We start from the raw sequence: 18,448 nt of genomic DNA, 5'->3' as shown, positions 1-18,448 counted from the left end.
ACGGGATCGTCAGGCCCGGCGCAAGCCTGCCTTCCATTTGCGCAAACGCTTGACCAAAGGCCAGAGGACGTCGGAGTTGCGGATCGCGGATTTGGCATTGACGCCAATAGTTTCCACGTTTTTCTTGATAGATCCCTTGAAAGAAACAGCTATTCTGCTATCCCTTAAGGCGACCGGTTCTGCCCAGGCGGTCTTGTACCGCTCTTCACCGAGGCCGAGATCGAGCGTCGACGTGGCCGGATCGGAGCAGGCACGCTCGATAATCTCCTTGATCAGGACAAGTCCCGGGCTGTTCGGTAGCAGCTCATCATGCGCAACACTGTTGGAATATGCGTGGATCGTGCCGCCCTGTGACGCACACAAATAGGTTGCCCGGACTTTTCCGTCCACCTCCAGGAGCCAGAGATCCAGAACAGCCTCCGGTCCGCCATTCGCCTCAGTGTCCAACCCAAGGATTTTTCCAAGAAAGCGCTGTGCAGTGTCGCTGGCAAAGGCGTTCGGAATACCGGTTTCCTGGGCGCGTGTCGCACGTTGTTCCAGAAAGGCGTCGAAACCGCGCTGAATGTCTTCCCGTGTCTCGGCCCTGACAACCCTATAGCCATCCACTGACTGCAAGTGCCGTTGCTTTCTGAGCAGGTTCTTGCGTGAAGACTTGCTGTGGGTGTCCAGAAAAAGACTATCGAAGTCCGCCGGCAATTCCCGGACGAAGATAGGGCTCGGACTGGGCGGCGCTGCCGGCAGAACCAGGGGATGGGCGCGGCCATGCCACGTATCCGGCACGTTCTGGAACACCAGGATGTCAGCTTCCACCTGATCGCAAATGTCTCTGACGAAGCTGAAGATCTGTTCGGCGCCGACATTGGCGTAATAATCCGGGTCCCAAATACCCGTATTCTGATTGCCGCTCTCGTGTCCCAGGAACGACAGTGTCACCGATCCCGACGAGTGCCGGCGCCCCAGAGGCAAGATGACAACCGCCTTGCCGTTCACGCGTCCAACCGCGATGAGCGGGTCGACACCGTCTTCCTTTCCCAGCGTATCGGACCAGGCTTCCAGCCATCGAAACGATTGATATGGATTGGAGTGGCTGGAATCCTTCAGCTGATCCCAGTCCTCCGCCGCATCGCGGAAGCTCAAATGGACTGTGGTTTCCAGCTTTGTTTTGTCGTCATTCATGGCAGGGTCCATGGCCTTGCTGAGCGCGGTCCGGGTATTCGGTGACGATCGGGTAACCCAAATTAACGATCATCGCGGATAACTTCAGGTTGTGCTGGTGGAACGGATTGGGCCCAGATAGGTTTAGCAATAAATGTTAAAGAATACGTGCCTTACTGGCGCTTGATTGATGAACGGGCATTACAACCAGATGGGCATACGCCAGAAAGCAGTTTCTCGTGCATTCACGGTTCTGAAGGGAACCGGGCTCGGACGGGTTATGGCACCGCTGACGCAAGGATGCGGCGCGGTGTTCATGATGCACCATGTCCGTCCGGCGCGCACAGGCGACTTTCAACCGAACCGTCATCTTGAGATCACACCGGACTTCTTGCGCCAGGCGGTCGACCGTATCCGGGCCAACGGATATGAGATCATCTCGCTTGATGAAGCTGTCGATTTGCTGAAATCGGGCTATGGGCATCGGCGTTATGCCGTTTTGACCTTCGATGACGGCTACCGGGACAATCTGGACATCGCCCTGCCGATCCTGACCGAACTTCAGGCACCCTTTACTGTCTTCGTCGCCACGGGGCTGATCGAACGTACAAGCGAGCTTTGGTGGCTTGCGCTGGAGCGCGTCATTGCCGAGAACGATGAGGTCGTCTTTACGCAAGCTGGCGAAGAAAGCGGAATATCCTGCCGGGATGCGGCCGAAAAAAACACCTGTTTCGAGCGCATTGTCGACTACCTGACCTTGGAAGTGGGGGAGTTGGACCAGCGCAAGATCATCCGGGCTCTGGCCGAAAAATACGGTGTCGATCTGGCAGAGCTTGCCGAGAGCTTGATGATGACCTGGGATGAAGTCCGCCAACTGGCATCGGATCCGCTAGTCACCATCGGAGCGCATACGCACGAGCACTACGCTATGGCGCGGCTCGACAGTTCGTCAGCCAGAGCGGATGTGCTCAAAGGCATGAAGATCCTGGAAATGGAACTCGGGCGCCGCCCGAAACACTTTGCTTATCCTTACGGGAAGTCTCATGCTGTCAGTTTGAGGGATGCTGATATCTTGCGAGACATCGGTTTTTCGTCTTCTGTCACGACGCTTCCCGGCGTTTTGCAATCGTCGAATGCCCGCGATCCGATGATGCTGCCTCGCGTTTCCCTGAACGGCCGCTTTCAGGACCCGGCGGTGGTTGATCAGTACCTGACAGGCGCGCCTTTCGCGCTTTACCGGGCAGCAAGATGGGCTGCCTCCGGCTTCGGTGTCAGGTCCGGTTTTTCCCGCCTTTTTCCATCCACCAGATGATGGCACCTGCCGGGACGACCCAGAGCAGCCCGGCGACGGCGAAATAGGCAAACCGCAAAAGATGTGACGATTGTTGCAAGGTCATGTCACCGATCACCATTGCCGTGAAGGCGTAGGCCACTACAAAAACGACCAGAAACACCATGCCGATGAATTTGCGAAAAGAGGGAACCATCGTCGGGAAAGTCCGTTGAACAAGTTTAATTTACGCGGAAGGAGAGACCGATTGCCGCAAAATGTCTCAAGCCGCTTGCCGTCTTGACCATGCACCTATATCTCCCCAAGCCAAACGTCAAATTCATGTCGGGAAAAACCGGAACCGCCTCATGAACGCAATTGTTGATCCAAACAGGGAAGGAAGCTCCCAGATCCTGCCGGCAAAGCTGGAACGGATCAGGCGTAGCCGGGTGATGATCCGGTGGTGGCTCTACTTCGTGTGCGCGTTGATCCTGGCAATGGTTGTCGTGGGTGGTGCAACGCGGCTCACCGAGTCAGGTCTTTCGATCACCGAATGGAAACCCATTCACGGTGTCATTCCTCCGCTTACAGAAGCTGAATGGGAGGAAGAACTCGAAAAGTACCGTCAAATTCCCGAATACCAGCTGATCAACAAGGGCATGAGCCTTGAAGAATTCAAGTTCATCTTCTGGTGGGAGTGGGGGCACAGACTTCTGGGCCGCGTCATTGGCGTGGCGTTTTTTGTGCCGATGGTTGCCTTCTGGGCCGCCGGTCGTCTTGAATCCTGGCTCAAACCGAGACTGGTTTTTGCGCTTGCGCTGGGAGGGCTTCAGGGCTTTATCGGCTGGTGGATGGTCACGTCCGGTCTGGTCGACCGGGTCGATGTCAGCCAGTACCGGCTGGCCACCCATTTGACGCTTGCGCTGATTATTTTTGCCTATCTTTTCTGGCTTGCGCGCAGGCTCTCACCTCTGAACGCGCCAATGCCGGAAGAACGCGCCCGACTGGCTGGTCTGAGCGCGGTGGTGCTGACGCTTGTTTTCATTCAGATTTTCCTGGGCGGTCTGGTCGCAGGGCTCAACGCCGGTTTGACCTTCAACACCTGGCCGTTGATGGATGGGCAACTTGTCCCAAGCGGTCTCTTGATCATGGAACCCTTGTGGCGGAATTTCTTCGAGAACGTGCTGACAGTGCAGTTTCAGCACCGGATGACGGCTTACGTTCTGATCGGTGTCGGGCTGGTGCTCGCCTGGTCGACATTCAGGGTCAGCGAGCGCAAGGAACTGAGGCGCGCAGGCGCGCATGTCGGAGCATTCATCCTGCTCCAGGCCGCGTTTGGTATTCTGACGCTGATCTGGCATGTGCCGCTGTCCGTCGCGCTGATCCACCAGGGCTTTGCGGTCATTGTCCTGGCGGCTGCCATCGATCACCTGGCGCTCCTGAAAGGGCCTTTTCCGGTACGGGGATAAGAGTGTGCCGGGCAAAGCGCTGCGCTCGGTTCCAAATGACGGCACAAATGTCCAGTTCAACGGATGCTTTAGACCGGACAAAAAAATGCCCGCAGGAGCGGGCATTTCTTTTTGGTGTCATGCGATCAGCCGGAAAGCGCCTGATCGAGATCGGCGATGATGTCGTCGACATCCTCAAGTCCAACGGAAATCCGGACGACATCCGGTCCGGCACCAGCCGCCGTTTTCTGCTCGTCCGTCAGCTGGCGGTGTGTTGTCGAAGCCGGATGAATGATCAGGCTGCGTGTGTCGCCGATATTGGCCAGATGCGAGAACAATTCGCACTTCGATACCAGCGCGACGCCGGCGTCGTAGCCGCCTTCAACGCCGAAAGTGAAGACCGCACCGGCACCCTTGGGCATGTATTTCTGCTGTAGCGGGTGATACCGGTCCTCCGGCAGGGCCGCATAAGACACCCAGTTGACCTTGCTGTGCGCGGACAGGTGCAGCGCGACCTTTTTGGCATTGTCTGAATGCCGTTGCATGCGCAGCGGCAGTGTTTCGATGCCGGTCAGGATCATGAAGGAATTGAACGGCGAAATCGCCGGGCCGAGATCGCGAAGACCGAGGACTCGGCAAGCAATCGCGAAGGCGAAGTTGCCGAAGGTCTCGTGCAGAACGACACCTTGATATTCCGGACGCGGCTCGGAAAGAAGCGGGTATCTGCCGCCGGCAGACCAATCGAAGTTGCCGCCATCTACGATGACGCCGCCCATTGAATTGCCGTGCCCGCCCATGAACTTGGTCAACGAATGCAGCACGATGTCGGCACCGTGCTCGATCGGACGGCAGAGATAGGGTGTTGCCATGGTGTTGTCGACCACCAGCGGGATCCCCTTAGCCTTGGCAAGGGTTGAGATGGCCTCCATGTCCGTGACGATCCCACCCGGATTGGCAAGGCTTTCGATGAAGATCGCCTTGGTGTTCTCGTCGATCGCAGCCTCAAAGGTGTTGAGGTCGTCCGGGTCCGCCCATTTCACGTTCCAGCCGAAGCTCTTGAAGGAATGATTGAGCTGGTTGATGGAGCCGCCATAGAGCTTGTTAGCCGCTACGATGTTGTCGCCCGGCTGCATCAAAGTGTGAAAGCACAGGAGCTGGGCGGAATGTCCCGATGCGGTCGCAAGAGCCGCAGTGCCGCCTTCAAGCGCCGCAATACGCTCTTCCAGGACAGCGGTCGTCGGGTTGGTGATACGCGTATAGATGTTGCCGAAAGCCTGCAGGCCGAAGAGGGAGGCTGCATGGTCGACATCGTCAAATACGAAAGAAGTCGTCTGGTAAATCGGAGTGGCGCGCGCGCCGGTGGAAGGATCAGGCGCAGCACCGGCATGAATGGCTAGCGTGGAAAACCCTGGAATATTTTCGCTCATAAACAACCTCCCTGTTGGAATTGCGGCCAGTTTGACCGAAGCCACGGAGGAGGTCAAAGCAGGATTTTTCTATTTGGCTATTCTCGTTAGAATATCGATGTCAACGGCTTAGCAGGGCTTCAGTCGGGCGTCACCGGAGCGGATCCGGTCAGTCGGACTTGCTTCCCGAAAGCCCACGGTGCTGAAAACCGGATTTGAGTGCCGGACGCTTGGCGGAAAGTGTCTTTGAATTCACACCGGCCCAGCCGATTTCACCGGACAGTCTGCCATATTCGATCTTGGGGCATCGGTTCATGACGACCCTGATCCCGGCTTCTTCCGCGCGCGCGGCAGCGTCGTCGTGCCGGACCGTGAGCTGCATCCAGATCACTTTTGGCAACCGGCCGCTCGCAATGACCTGGTCGACGATCTGGCCCGCAGCTTCGGAATTGCGGAAGATATCGATCATGTCGGGCACCGCCGGCAGGTCTTCCAGGGACGCATAAACGGTCTGTCCCAGGATCTGCTTTCCGGCCTGACCCGGATTGATCGGCCAAACATCATAACCTTTCGACAGCAGGTACTTCAGCACGAAGTAGGACGGCCGCACCTGATTGGCACTGGCACCGACCATCGCAACGGTTGTGACTTCATCGAGGATGGCTTTGATATAGGCGTCTGAATAGCTGTCGTGATTCATTGATTGATTGTCCTCAGCGTTGCCGCGCCATCCAATGCGAAACCAAGCGGCGCCGCAAGCCCTGGATTTGCTGAATCAGATCAAAGTTTCAAAAGAGCACGTTCGGTCAGGCGGGCGCGGTTCGGTTGGCTTAACACAGTGCCTGCCAGATGGTTTTGAAACGGAAGTGCTGAGATGACGACCGACGTTCGGCTGAGATTGCAAAGAAGTTTGATTGAGGTTGAGCGCTCACTTGAGAATCCTTTGGATGTCGGGCGTTTAGCCAAGTCAGCTTCGATTTCACGCTTTCATTTTCAGCGGCAGTTTTCGGCCCTTTCCGGAGTAAGCGTTGCCGAGTATCGAAGGCTGCTGTTGCTCAAACAGGCAGGACATAAGCTCGCTTATCGGTCCGCGGTGTCGGTCACCGACATTGCTTTTGACGCAGGATATGAAAACGTCGAGAGCTTTTCGCGCGCTTTCAAACGTGTTTTTGGACAGTCGCCGTCTGCGTTCCGTTCAGCACCTGATTGGGACATCTGGCATGAAATCTACCAACCGCTCACGGAGCTGAAAGGACAGTTCATGCCCGATATCATGCTTGATTGCGAAAGCGTTCGCATCGTCCAATTCCCCGAAACGCAGGTTGCCGCACTTGAGCATCGCGGGCCGCAATCCGGGCTTGCCGTGGCAGCTCAGCGCTTCATCGCCTGGCGCAGGGAAAACGGGCTGCCGCCCACGAAAAGCGCAACCTACAATCTTCTTTTCGACGACCCCAAATCGACGCCTCCGGAAGACTTTCGCTTCGACTTCTGCTGTGAATTCTCCGGGCCAGTTGCCGCAAACGACTTTGGCATCGTCCGCAAAACCATACCGGCTGGGCGCTGCGCTGTCCTCGAACACACCGGGTCGCTGGATTTCGCAGAAGCGGTGATCAGATCCCTCTACCGGGATTGGCTTCCCCAAAGTCGCGAAGAACCGCGCGATTTCCCTTTGTTTGTGAAGCGGTTGACGCTATTTCCCGACGTGCCGGAACATGAGAGCGCTTGTGAAATTTATCTGCCCTTACGCTGACGTTTCGGGATCGGAAGGTGCGTCGCTGCCGACCTAAATGGCCAGCTTCTTCTTCTGTTCGGCGCGAAGTTCCTTGCGGATGACTAGCTTCAGTCCAGACCAGACGGCATCGACGGCACACACCTTTACATCAACGAAACCCAGCGGCAGACAAAGATCGCGGATTACATCCTCCGAGACGGTGGTTGGGACCTTGCTGGCTTTTTTGGGCCAGGAAACCCAGATCATGCCTTGTGGCGCAAGGAGCTCGCGCACCTTTCCAAGATGTTGTGCGAGCTCTTCCCTTTCGCGGACGAAAACATGCGCACATTCAAGCATCGGGAAAGGTTTGGGCACGAGCCGTTGCTCCGGCTCCTGCGCGTTCAGCAAAGCGGCAATGTCGTCCGGCATACCAGATCGCCAGCAGGACATGCCGGGCTTCAGTCCAAGTTTTGCTGAGAGCGGACGGCCCGAATAACCTGCCTTTGCCATGCGAACTGCTCTTGACTGAACTTGCGGACGCCTGAGCTACGTTCAGCTATCCGTCCATTCCGGTTTGCGTTTTTGCAAGAACGCGGAAATGCCTTCTTCCGCATCCTTTGCCAGCATGTTGTCCACCATGGTTTGCGCGGCGAAGTCATAGGCTTCAGACAGCGGCATTTCCAGCTGACGGTAAAACGCTTCCTTGCCGATCTTGAGCGTCTTGGAAGACTTGGAAGCGATCACCTCGGCGTATTTCTGGACAACCTGGTCGAGATAGTCCCGCGGCACGATCCGGTTGATCAGGCCGAATTCCTTGGCAGTGGACGCATCGATGCTTTCGCCCGTCAGAAGCATTTCCATCGCCTGTTTCGGGGCAACATTGCGGGACAGTGCAACCATTGGCGTTGAGCAGAACAGGCCGATATTGACGCCAGGCGTGCAGAATGTCGCGGTGTCGGTGGCGATGGCAAGATCGCAAGAGGCAACAAGCTGGCACCCGGCAGCCGTGGCAACGCCCGTCACAACGGCGATCACCGGTTTCGGCAGCCGCACGATCTGCTGCATCAGGTTAGAGCATTGGCGCATGATCTGCTGATAGGTTGCTTTCCCGCCGTCGGCCTGCGCACGCGCGGCCGTCAGCTCCTTCAGGTCATGCCCGGCGCAAAAGACTTTGCCCTCAGCGCCTAGAAGGATCACACGCACGTCAGGGTCTTCAGCGGCCTTGGCAAGCTCATCGGAAAGAGCTGTCATCATCTCGCTCGACAAGGCATTCATCCGTTCCGGCCGCTGCATCACGATCCGGTAGACACCTTCATGAAGAAGCGTGCCGAGCATGGGCTTTTCGATCTGGTCGTTGGCGGCGGTTTGGGACATATCGGCTTCCTGCATAACCTACGATTTGCAGCTCTTATAACTGATCTCAGTGGGCCTGCAAAAGGACTGCTGCCAATGTTCATCCGTTCCCACTCACAGATCCTTTATGACCGATCGTAAACAAGCCGATGCAGCTTTTCAGATTATCGGCTATCCTCAACGCATGTTGAGGCCAATTCTTCAGCGGATCATGCTGTGCGCGGTGCTCCTGGTACCGGTGTTCTTGCCGGTTGCCGAGGCACAGGAAAGAGTTGATGTCGCGCTGGTGCTCGCGGTCGACGTCTCCAGATCCATGTCGCCTGAGGAACTCCGGATCCAGCGAAGGGGCTATGCCGCGGCGATCGCGAGTCCGGAAGTTGTTCGCGCCATTGAACTGGGCGCTCATGGCCGGATTGCGTTGATGATGTTCGAATGGGCGAACGACAATCACGTGAGGGTAACGGTCGATTGGTCGATGATCGAAACCCAGGCCGACGCGACGGAATTTGCCGACCGGATCCTGCGCGAAGAATCCTACAGCCAGCGGCGGACTTCGATCTCCGGTGCGATCGTGCACGCTTCGGAAATGCTGGACGAGGTCCCGTACCTGGCAGACCGGCACGTGATCGACATCTCCGGGGACGGGCCGAACAATCACGGATCACCTGTGACGCTTGCCAGGGACATTGCGGTGGAAAGCGGGATAACCATCAATGGCCTTCCGTTGATGACAACCGGAGGTCCCGGGTCGCAGTTCAACATACCGGATCTCGACGTCTACTACCGTCGCTGCGTCACAGGCGGACCGGCGAGCTTCGTTATTCCCGTGACCGATTGGGACCAGTTTCCAGATGCGGTCCGACGCAAACTGATCCTGGAGATCGGCGGTTTCGTGCCGGAAAAACCGCTGGTACAGCCCGTTCAATTTACCTTCGAAGAACCCTATGACTGCCTGGTCGGTGAAAAAATCTGGCGTCGCCTGCGTGAGCAGTTCTTCTGGGATCCTTGATCGCGGACAGTGTTTCCAAATAAACCGTGGTTCGGTCCAGTCCTGAGCGGTTAGCCCCGGCGCCGACGACGGCGGCGTTCACCACCGGTCGCTTCCGTAGCCAACGCTTCCTTGCGCTCCGGCAAATCGATCGCGTTCCTGAGGTTGGGAAACGGATCGACCTTGTTGGGCAAGGCCATGGCGTTGACGAAATGCTCCTGGAACTTGGGTTCCAGTGCCGTCTCGATCTTTTCAATGTCGCGCACGGTCTGTTCGATCTCGCGTCGGTAGCCACGGTTCAGGAGCGCCATGCGCGCACCGGTCCCGGCGGCATTGCCGACCCCTGAGACACCGTCCAGCGGGCAGTCGGGAATGAGACCGAGGATCATTGCATATTTCGGATCGATATAGCTGCCGAAGGCACCCGCCAGCCGGATACGGTCGAGCGCGTAGGTGCCGAGCTTGTCCTGAAGCAGTTTGACACCGGCATAGAGTGCGCCTTTGGCGAGCTGGATGGCGCGGATGTCGGTCTGAAGGATCGAAATCTCAACGTCCTCATTCGCAATCACGTAGGAGAAGGTGCGACCTTCGGATCGAACTCTGTGCGTGCGCTCCGCCATCGACCCGTCGATGACGCCGTCCTCGGTGATCAGGCCGGCCAGATACATCTCCGCAACCGCTTCGATGATGCCAGAGCCACATATGCCGGTAACGCCGACGCTGTCGATCGTTTCGGAAAATCCGTCCTCGTCCGACCATTCATCCACGCCGATCACCTTGAAGCGCGGTTCGAGCGTGTCCTTGTCGATGCGGATACGTTCGATCGCCCCGGGTGCTGCGCGTTGACCGGAGGAGATTTCCGCGCCCTCGAAGGCGGGGCCGGTGGGGGAGGAGGCAGCCAGCAGCCTGTCCTTGTTTCCAAGCACGATTTCGGCATTGGTTCCGACGTCGACAAGAAGCGTGATCTCGTCGTGGCTGTAGGGGCTTTCAGACAAGGTGGCCGCGGCAGCATCCGCACCGACATGCCCTGCGATGCAGGGCAGCATGTAGACGCGGGCTCCGGGGTTGAGCTCAAGATCGAGGTCGCGCGCCGCAAGAACCATGGCGTCGGACGCGGCAAGTGCAAAAGGCGCACCGCCGAGCTCGACCGGGTCGATACCGAGGAAGAGGTGATGCATCACCGGGTTGCCGACGAAGGTCGCGTCCAGAACGTCGGACCTTTCGGCGCCGACATCACCGACAAGCTTGCCCACCAGAGCGTTGATCGCGTCACGGACTGCCTTGACGAGAGCCGGAAGCTTGGAGGGGTTCATCTGCACATACGAGACGCGCGACATCAGGTCTTCGCCAAAGCGGATCTGCGGGTTGGACGTTCCGGCGGAAGAGACCGTACGGCCATTCTTCAGATTGCACAGATGGGCGGCAATCGTCGTCGAGCCGATATCGACGGCCAGGCCGTAAACTGCTTTCTTTTCGCCCGGCCAGAGCGCCGTGACGGTCGGCTGCACCGATTGATCGGCGTAAATCGCCGCCGTGACGGTCCATTTCCCGGTGCGCAGTATCGTTTGCACCTTCGAAAGCAGGATCGGATCGACAGTGACGTTTTCAAAACCTGTCTCGGCCATAAGCTTTTCGCGCAGGCGGTCAGTGTCTCCCCGCGGCGTTTCCATGTCCGGTTCGTCAATGGTAACGGTCACGAGATGCACGGCGCTATCGGCATCGATATGCTTGGCTTCGGCGCGTTTGCGCACGACCTGCCGGTTGGTTTGCGCGTCGGTCGGAACGTCCACGACGAGGTCGCCCAGGATCTTCGCCTGGCAGGAGAGGCGCCGGTCGGAGGCGAGGGAACGCAGCGTCGCGTAGCGCGTTTCAGCTTCGGTCGCGCCTTCCAGATTATCAGCAGAACTTGTCAGGTTTTCCTTTGCAAATGTGCCTTCTGATACCGACACCTGGCAGCGTCCGCATATACCGCGCCCGCCACAGACCGATTCCACATAGACACCTAAAGACCTAGCCGCATCGAGAAGCGGTGTTCCGACCGGGAATGTGCCCCGGCGGCCACTTGGCTGGAAAACAACTTTGGCAAGTTTTACGGCTTCGGTCATCGGCGTATTGGTTCTATGTCTTTGAGCACAAAACCCCTCCCCAAAAACGGGGAGGGGACCTGGATGTTCTTGCGAGCCCTTAGTGCTGGAAAGCTATGGCAACAGCTCGTAGGTCAGCCCGCAGATCTCCGTGCAGCACGACCGCCCCTGCGACGCCCGCCGGAACCGGCTGCACCTTCTGCCGGAGCGGCTGCCGCGCCAGCTGCTGCGGGCTGATGATCGCGATAGGTCATGATCCATTCCTGGCAGTTCGGGTCGGTGCCATTCAGAACGTTGGCGGCACGCACGGCTTCCATTTCCTGCGGACGGCACGGGTTCATGATCGCCGACGTCATACCGGCGCCGATCACCATCGGAATGAACCCGGCGTTGATGCCGTGACGATGCGGCAGGCCGAACGAGACATTGGAAAGACCGCAGGTCGTGTTGACTTTCAGCTCGTCACGCAGACGGCGCACCAGTCTGAACACCTGGAGACCGGCCGTTCCCATGGCGCCGATTGGCATCACCAGCGGGTCAACGACAATGTCGTGTGGAGGGATGCCGTGGTCGGCTGCACGCTCGACAATTTTTTTGGCGACCTCAAACCGCACATCCGGATCTTCGGAAATGCCGGTTTCGTCGTTTGAAATTGCAACGACCGGAACATCGTATTTCTTGATCAGCGGCAGGATCGCCTCAAGCTTCTCTTCTTCACCGGTCACTGAATTGACCAGCGGGCGCCCCTTGGTGGCCTCAAGGCCTGCCTTGATAGCTTCCGTGACAGATGAATCAATAGACAAGGGAATGTCTGTAAGTTCTTGAACAATCTCAAGAGTTTTGACCAGGAGCGGTGGTTCGGTTTCATTCGGATTGACCGCGGTCACCCCGGCGTTGACATCCAGCATCGTGGCGCCGGCGGCGACCTGCGCCAACGCATCCGCCTTGACGGTTTCAAAATTGCCTTCAACCATCTCGGCCGCCAGCTTCTTGCGGCCGGTTGGGTTGATCCTCTCGCCAATGACACAGAACGGTTGGTCGAAACCGATAACGATTTCCTTGGTGGCGGATGCGACGACTGTGCGTGTCATTTATGCGCTCTCGTTGGCAGTCATGGATGATGAGGGTTGAAAGGACCAGCTCCTGCGGCCGTGCAGCCAGTCAGCGGTCTTCTGGATCCCGCCGAAGGGATAGACGTGGATCTGTTCGAGCTGCGTTCCCGGCTGGCTGGTCACGCGTGTCTCCAACGGTTCAACCATGGTGTTCGGATCGTAGCCCGATAGCATGGAAACCACAGCGCCGCCGCGCTTTTTCAGGAAGTTCAGCGAGTTTTCAACACCGGCAAACGCCGCGTATTTCAACAGTGTTGTCATCTTGGCAGGGCCTGCGACGCCGATATGCACGGGGAAGGTGTTGCCCCATTCGCGCAATTCGTCGAGCCAGAGGCTGACCCGGTGAGGATCGAAACCGAACTGGGTGACAATCCGGAACTCGGCGTCGCTTTGAGCGGCCAGTTCGTGCTTGCGCAGGAGGAAGGATTTGATCACTTCGGGCTGAATGTCAGGCGCGCCTTCCGGATGACCGGCAACAGCGATCTTTGTGATGCCGAGCTTGTCAAAGAGGCCGGTTTCCAAAAGCGCGACCGAAGATGTCAGCGGTCCGGCTTTTTCAGCTTCACCAGCAATCGCCAGCACCTCTGTGGCTCCGCCTTCCTGGGTCAGGCGCGTGATCCGGCGCTCGAAGGCCTCCAGCGAGGGATAGCGGCGAGCCGCCATGTGCGGGACGGCGACCAGGTTCCGGTCCGTCAACGTGCGCGCGGCCTCAACGATCGTGTCTTCCGACGCGTTGCCGAGATCCGTCACGTAAACTTGTGTGCCGGCGGGAATGTTCGCCAGCAGTTCAGTCTTTTCGACCACCTGCTTCGGCGACATTTCGGTGGAGGCGGCCAGGCGCCCATTGGCCAAAAGGCGCTGTTCAGTCATTCTCCGTGCCTCCACTTGCGAGCAGGGTTTTCAAACGGTCTTTCGGATAGGCTGCAAGCAACTCGCTCAGGGCCGCTTCCGCTTCGGTTTCAAGGTCGTCCGAGACATCGATGGGGTCGGTGCGGCGCCATTCGGCCATGTAGGCCTCGCTGTCTTTCGCGCCGACACGCATGGCACAGGCATCGATCGCCTCCATGAACATGGGCGGCAACTCCCGGCGTGCGGACTTGCGTCCCTTTTTCACCAGGATCTGAGCCGGAATATCCCGCCAGTAGACTATGATTTTCTGCGCCATTCTCTCGATTTCCCTTTGAGAGCATGTTTGCCGGAAGTATCCAATTTCAGGTCGCCTGATAGCGGCATGAGCGCGTGAAAAACCGACTTATCAAGAGACGGTTTCAAGGTGCGTCCCCGCCGCCAAGAAATGTCGAGAGCATGCCGTAGCCCGTGCGGCGGATTTCAAATGTAAGTTCAAGCCGTTCCGCGGCAGCACGCGCAGCCTCTTCCAGCGCCGGATCGTCGGTTTGGGCGAGGTAAACCAAGCGCTTGTAGTGAGCGAAATACATGTCCCTCAGGTGCGGGTGCCAGTCGAGCCCGAGCGGTTCGATGACCATGGTCTGGAAATGGCGGGCAAGAAAGTCGGTCAGGTAGAACGTGCCGAGTTCTTCCTCCGCGATCTTGTCGAACTCGTCCAGGCCTGAAAAGAAGGCGTAACAATGCGCGCCTGCGATGCGCTTTGTGCCGGTTTCATCCAGCACCCTGTCCAGCAGACCACCCGTGCCGCAATCGCCGTAGCCGATCAGGATCTCGGAATAAACGTCCTGGTTCAGGAGGATGGCGCGGCGGACTTCCTCGGGGATCTTGTCGGGTGTGTTGTGCAATTGCGCGGGCAGGCAGGTGAGGTCGATATGATCGAGACCGTTCAGATCGCGTATGGCGATGATCTCGCGGGCAAGCGCTCCGCAGGCAATAACAAGGACGCGGCCGATCTTGTCGTTCGCGTCCTCATCGGTTTCGATCGGAAAAAGAGGCTCGACCACCCGCATATCGGCAGCCCCTTCAAACACCGCCTCAGCCTTTTGAGGCGAGTTGGTTGTGGCGGCGGGCGATCAGGTCCTTCGCCATTTCCACGGCAACGGCAGCGTCACGGCAATACCCGTCCGCGCCGACAGCTTCGCCGAACTCTTCGTTGAGCGGCGCGCCGCCAACGAGCACGATGTAGTCGTCGCGAATGCCCTTTGCCTTCATCTCGTCGATGACCACTTTCATGTAGGGCATCGTGGTGGTCAAAAGCGCGGACATGCCGAGGATTTCCGGCTGGTGTTCTTCCAGGGCGGCCAGATAGTTCTCGACCGGGTTGTTGATGCCGATGTCGATGACTTCGAAGCCTGCGCCTTCCATCATCATGGAAACAAGGTTCTTACCGATGTCGTGAATGTCGCCCTTGACCGTGCCGATGACCATCTTGCCGACCTTCGGTGCGCCGGTTTCGGCAAGCAGCGGACGCAGGATGTGCATGCCGGCCTTCATGGCGTTCGCGGACAGGAGCACTTCCGGAACGAACAGGATGCCATCACGGAAATCGATTCCGACAATGCGCATGCCCTCCACGAGGGCCTTGGTCAGGATGTCGTAAGGTACCCAGCCGCGCTCCAGAAGAATGTTGACGGCTTCCTCGATCTCTTCCTGAAGACCATCGTAAAGGTCGTCATGCATTTGCTCGACAAGTTCATCGTCGGATAGCGACGCGAGATCGATATCTTCTTCATCGGACATGGGCAGCTCCAACAGGGCACTAGTGGCTTGAATTAGTACAAAACCTTATGCCTCAAGCCTGATTTGCCGATATCTTCAAAGCGACACGGCAAGTCGCTTACGCGACAGCAAAGATTACCATTGCGTTACAGCGGCGAAACGGAGCATTGAAAACCAAGAATTCCTGGTTTTAGATCAACGTGTTTCCTGCTTCGGGTGTTTCAAATTGAACGGCAGCTTTTCGCGCTTCGCAGTCTTGGTCTCAACGCTTGCACTGGCCGCCTGCCAAACCATCGGCGGAACGGTCAATTTTGTGCACAAAACCGGGTCGACGGTTGAACAGCGGCGCAGTGTCATCGACAGCTGCCAGGTCGCTGCCCTGCAGCAGGTTCCGCCGTCGTTCCGGACCAGAACTGTCGGCGGATACGGTGCGTTCGGCCCGCGCTATTGCGTCGGCTTTTCCTGCTACGGCACCAGGGGTTACGGCTATACGCCGATGATCGTAAGCACCGATCCGAATGAAGCGCTGCGCGCCAGGCGGTTTCAGCTTTGCCTCAACCAGAGAGGCTATTCGGTGATCTCCAGGCCGACTTGCACTACGGAAGGCGAGGCCCTGGCCTACAAGTCGCAATCCAGACAGGCACCGGCAGCCAGCATTGCCTGTGTCTCCGGCGAGCCGCGGCTGGAGAGCCGATGGGTGCGGACGCGCTAGCAAAAAAAGAGGGCAAAGCGAATGACCCGAGCCGGCCCGCACGTGTTTTGTTGATTTCGCCTCATTTATATACTAGAAGTTGTACAACCTTACTGCGTGTAAAAGTGGAATTCTGAATGTCGGCAAAATTGTATTCGCCCTTCGTTGTCTTGCTGTTCGGCTTTCTTCTATTCACAACCTCGACCTTCTCCCAGGAAGCCATAAATGCCCCGACGCCAGGACATGTAGAAGCAATGGACGCGCGCAGGGAAGCTGTGGCGCAGGCGCGAAGGACATTTTCCGGTTTCGGATTGAACTTGGAAGACAAACAAGAGGTCTATCGCGCTTTGCTGGAGCTTGGTTACGCCAGTGAGGACTTGGCAGTTCCCGATTTTCTCCTGAGAAAGAGCACAATCGTCGCCGTCAAGGACTTTCAAAAAACCATTGGTGCCGCGGCGACGGGATTTCTGACAAGAGACCAGATCGCGACTCTGCGCGGCGCCATAAACCCGTCAGTCGTGGATACTCATGATGCTGGCCGAGAGCCGAAACTAGCTTTTGAAGAGCCGGTTTTGAGTTGTCAGGACCAGCGCGTGCTTTATCGAGCGCTTTATGCGCGCGGTCACACGACCAGACGCACTGCATTCCCCGACTTTCTGTCCGACGACGATGTCATCGCCGGAGTACGCGAATTTCAAAAGGGGATCGGGGAAGTTGCCACGGGCAATCTCACCAAAGCCCAGAAAGAGGTTCTGCGGGCAAATGCAGGAAAATCCTATCTGTGGGAACACAGGACGTGCGATCCGGACTTGCTGCTTTTTCCCTCAAACAAATGGGGCGCGGCGGGTTTCTCTGCCTCTGACAAAGAAGATGTCTTTGAAATACTCTATGGTCTCGGATTGCTGACTGACGACAAGATGTACAGCAGCTTTTCAGACCGCGACAACAAGGCGGCAGCCCTGAAATTTCAGGCAAGCATTGGTGCTGAACAAACGGGTTACCTGACGAGTAGGCAGGCTGACGGAATTTTGCACGGATGGTTGCTGCCGTCTCCCAGGCAGCAGTGGATTGCTCTTGCGGTTCCGGATGAGAAAAAGAAGTACCTTTATCAAGCCCTGGTTGACCTCGGGCACTTCAAGGGCGCAGTTCCCATTGTCGATTTCACTTTCAATGAAGACCTGATCCGCGCGGTGCGCCTGTACCAAGAAGCGTCCAGCCTTCCCGCAACCGGTTTTCTCTCCAGGGCTCAGGTGAAACTGCTTCTGGCACACGAGATCAAGTCTCCCCCCACCAGGACCGCTCCGGAAACACCAAAGTGGTCCAATCCGGTTATGTCACGGTGGTACAAAGACTATTCGGAGCAAGAGCTTAGGTTGATCTATCTCGCTCTCCACAACAGAGGATTTTTCCTTAGTGAGGTTACCAAGACCGACTTTACGCATCCTGATTTGGTAAAGCGTGTTCGAGAATACCAGGAGTCCATAAAGGCGAATCCGACCGGCTACCTGACCTCTTTTCAGATTGCCGAACTCTTGCGAAATCCTGGCATTCCACTCTCGCGCGAACAACAACCGAAGAGGAGCGCGGGCTTGCTGGCGAAGAAGGCGCTGAAAGTGCAGCCGCGCGCGCGCAGCGATTGGGAAAAGCTGGCATACACGCTGGATCAGAAACAGAAAATCTATCGGGCGCTCTATCACCTCGGCTTGGCGAAGACACCAGAAATGATCACGGATTTTTCCTATCGGATGGATCTGATCGAGGTGGTGCGCGCCTACCAGGAACACAACGGCTTTGATGCGACGGGTTTTCTGACGCCAGAACAGGCCGACAACCTCCTGAACATCAAGGCGCCATTTTTGCCGAGCGAGCAGCAGGACGAGTTTCTTGGCGCATCCGCCGGCACGGCAATACTCGTTTTTTTCAGGGATTTGGGGAAGCAGGAATTCGGGATAAGCAAGCCGATCACCACGATCGCAATGCAACTACAAGACCGGTTGGAACTGACCCCGCATGGCTACATAACTCCTGAACTCTTCGAGAAGGCAAAGACAATCCCGTTGCGGGTCATTCGCGAGACGCGCCGCCCGCAGACGCTCTACTTTGATTCCGAGGAACTTCCCGCAGTCAAGGACTGGGGATTGTGGAAGAGTAACGATGCCTCAGCCTGCGAAACCTCCACCTATTCCATCCACGAAGATGGTTTCACGGGCAGCGCGATGCCGGCGGGCGTAGCTTTGAAACGGGCAGCAGACTGGAAGGAGAGTGCGTTCAAAGTCACTGTTCGTCTCAGGAACTGGAAGCCTGATTCGATTGCGTCCGTGCGTGTCGGAGGCCGCAGCTATCTGTTTAAGGAAGCCTTTGGACGAACTTTACTGGTTGGGCCGGATGGCTACCGGTTGAGGAACTACCAAAAGAACTATGCTGACCTGATCAAGAGCGTAATGCAGGCAAATAGCTTCGAGATAATTTATGAAACCGAATTCGAGTCCAAGGTGTTTGTCAGCTTTTCCGCTCTTGGCCTTACAAAGCAGATCAGGGCTCTTGTGGACGCCTGCCAAGCGACCTCACCATAAGAAAAGGGCGGGTCGATTGACCCGCCCGAGTT

At 57.3% G+C, this 18,448-nt stretch carries 18 protein-coding genes; 6 read left to right on the top strand and 12 right to left on the bottom strand.

The features are described 5' to 3' along the window. Positions 1 to 9 precede the first annotated feature (9 nt). A complete protein-coding gene (locus RBB47_RS07445; RefSeq protein ID WP_305985137.1) occupies positions 10 to 1,176 on the bottom strand; it encodes a GNAT family N-acetyltransferase in 1,167 nt (388 codons plus the stop codon). Positions 1,177 to 1,345: 169 nt separating this feature from the next. Between RBB47_RS07445 and RBB47_RS07440 the strand changes: the two genes are divergently transcribed. Then, positions 1,346 to 2,467: a polysaccharide deacetylase family protein gene (locus RBB47_RS07440; RefSeq protein WP_305985136.1), complete on the top strand. Its 1,122-nt coding sequence runs from the start codon at positions 1,346 to 1,348 to the stop codon at positions 2,465 to 2,467. On the opposite strand, the gene RBB47_RS07435 is transcribed toward RBB47_RS07440, so the two are convergent. After that, positions 2,427 to 2,642, bottom strand: coding sequence for a DUF2842 domain-containing protein (locus RBB47_RS07435; RefSeq protein ID WP_305985135.1), 216 nt, complete (start codon positions 2,640 to 2,642; stop codon positions 2,427 to 2,429). The genes RBB47_RS07440 and RBB47_RS07435 overlap by 41 nt on opposite strands. Before the next feature lie 235 nt (positions 2,643 to 2,877). Between RBB47_RS07435 and RBB47_RS07430 the strand changes: the two genes are divergently transcribed. Beyond that, positions 2,878 to 3,894, top strand: a complete 1,017-nt coding sequence (locus RBB47_RS07430) for a COX15/CtaA family protein (protein WP_305985393.1) — start codon at positions 2,878 to 2,880, stop codon at positions 3,892 to 3,894. A gap of 125 nt (positions 3,895 to 4,019) precedes the next feature. Here RBB47_RS07430 and RBB47_RS07425 read toward each other — a convergent pair whose 3' ends face one another. Beyond that, positions 4,020 to 5,300 carry an O-acetylhomoserine aminocarboxypropyltransferase gene (locus RBB47_RS07425; protein WP_305985134.1) on the bottom strand — a complete coding sequence of 427 codons (1,281 nt, stop codon included), beginning with the start codon at positions 5,298 to 5,300 and terminating at the stop codon, positions 4,020 to 4,022. 148 nt (positions 5,301 to 5,448) lie between these two features. Further along, positions 5,449 to 5,979 (bottom strand): CoA-binding protein, encoded by a 531-nt coding sequence (locus RBB47_RS07420; RefSeq protein WP_305985133.1) that lies wholly within the window; start codon positions 5,977 to 5,979, stop codon positions 5,449 to 5,451. Between the two features lie 174 nt (positions 5,980 to 6,153). On the opposite strand from RBB47_RS07420, the gene RBB47_RS07415 reads away from it, so the two are divergent. After that, positions 6,154 to 7,029 carry a GyrI-like domain-containing protein gene (locus tag RBB47_RS07415; RefSeq protein WP_305985132.1) on the top strand — a complete coding sequence of 292 codons (876 nt, stop codon included), beginning with the start codon at positions 6,154 to 6,156 and terminating at the stop codon, positions 7,027 to 7,029. 33 nt (positions 7,030 to 7,062) lie between these two features. Here RBB47_RS07415 and RBB47_RS07410 read toward each other — a convergent pair whose 3' ends face one another. Both RBB47_RS07410 and RBB47_RS07405 read right to left on the bottom strand, forming a co-directional pair. After that, positions 7,063 to 7,500, bottom strand: a complete 438-nt coding sequence (locus RBB47_RS07410) for a hypothetical protein (protein ID WP_305985131.1) — start codon at positions 7,498 to 7,500, stop codon at positions 7,063 to 7,065. Between the two features lie 42 nt (positions 7,501 to 7,542). Beyond that, positions 7,543 to 8,364: an enoyl-CoA hydratase gene (locus RBB47_RS07405; RefSeq protein ID WP_305985130.1), complete on the bottom strand. Its 822-nt coding sequence runs from the start codon at positions 8,362 to 8,364 to the stop codon at positions 7,543 to 7,545. Between the two features lie 106 nt (positions 8,365 to 8,470). Here RBB47_RS07405 and RBB47_RS07400 point away from each other — a divergent pair, with 106 nt between their 5' ends. Next, the gene (locus tag RBB47_RS07400; protein WP_305985129.1) at positions 8,471 to 9,352 is read left to right on the top strand and encodes a DUF1194 domain-containing protein; all 882 of its coding nucleotides are present in this window, start codon (positions 8,471 to 8,473) and stop codon (positions 9,350 to 9,352) included. A gap of 50 nt (positions 9,353 to 9,402) precedes the next feature. Here the strand turns inward: RBB47_RS07400 and RBB47_RS07395 are convergent, their stop codons facing one another. The 6 genes from RBB47_RS07395 to RBB47_RS07370 all read right to left on the bottom strand — a co-directional run bounded on the left by RBB47_RS07395 (position 9,403) and on the right by RBB47_RS07370 (position 15,173). Continuing rightward, positions 9,403 to 11,436 carry an ASKHA domain-containing protein gene (locus tag RBB47_RS07395; protein ID WP_305985128.1) on the bottom strand — a complete coding sequence of 678 codons (2,034 nt, stop codon included), beginning with the start codon at positions 11,434 to 11,436 and terminating at the stop codon, positions 9,403 to 9,405. A gap of 113 nt (positions 11,437 to 11,549) precedes the next feature. Then, positions 11,550 to 12,506 (bottom strand): methyltetrahydrofolate cobalamin methyltransferase, encoded by a 957-nt coding sequence (locus RBB47_RS07390; protein WP_305985127.1) that lies wholly within the window; start codon positions 12,504 to 12,506, stop codon positions 11,550 to 11,552. Next, positions 12,507 to 13,397: a methylenetetrahydrofolate reductase gene (locus RBB47_RS07385; protein ID WP_305985126.1), complete on the bottom strand. Its 891-nt coding sequence runs from the start codon at positions 13,395 to 13,397 to the stop codon at positions 12,507 to 12,509. Continuing rightward, positions 13,390 to 13,692 (bottom strand): virulence factor, encoded by a 303-nt coding sequence (locus tag RBB47_RS07380; RefSeq protein ID WP_305985125.1) that lies wholly within the window; start codon positions 13,690 to 13,692, stop codon positions 13,390 to 13,392. The genes RBB47_RS07385 and RBB47_RS07380 overlap by 8 nt, the downstream gene beginning before the upstream one ends. A gap of 103 nt (positions 13,693 to 13,795) precedes the next feature. Then, the gene (locus RBB47_RS07375) at positions 13,796 to 14,443 is read right to left on the bottom strand and encodes a DUF1638 domain-containing protein (protein ID WP_305985124.1); all 648 of its coding nucleotides are present in this window, start codon (positions 14,441 to 14,443) and stop codon (positions 13,796 to 13,798) included. 25 nt (positions 14,444 to 14,468) lie between these two features. Beyond that, a complete protein-coding gene (locus RBB47_RS07370; RefSeq protein ID WP_305985123.1) occupies positions 14,469 to 15,173 on the bottom strand; it encodes a B12-binding domain-containing protein in 705 nt (234 codons plus the stop codon). A 205-nt stretch (positions 15,174 to 15,378) separates the two neighbouring features. Here RBB47_RS07370 and RBB47_RS07365 point away from each other — a divergent pair, with 205 nt between their 5' ends. Next, positions 15,379 to 15,864, top strand: a complete 486-nt coding sequence (locus RBB47_RS07365; protein WP_305985122.1) for a hypothetical protein — start codon at positions 15,379 to 15,381, stop codon at positions 15,862 to 15,864. Between the two features lie 233 nt (positions 15,865 to 16,097). After that, on the top strand, positions 16,098 to 18,416 hold the full coding sequence (locus RBB47_RS07360; protein ID WP_305985121.1) for a hypothetical protein: 2,319 nt from the start codon (positions 16,098 to 16,100) through the stop codon (positions 18,414 to 18,416). The last annotated feature ends 32 nt before the right edge of the window (positions 18,417 to 18,448 follow it).

The sequence above is a fragment of the Roseibium sp. MMSF_3544 genome, from assembly GCF_030732845.1.
GTDB lineage: Bacteria > Pseudomonadota > Alphaproteobacteria > Rhizobiales > Stappiaceae > Roseibium.
This window is presented reverse-complemented; position numbering and strand designations above follow the sequence as displayed.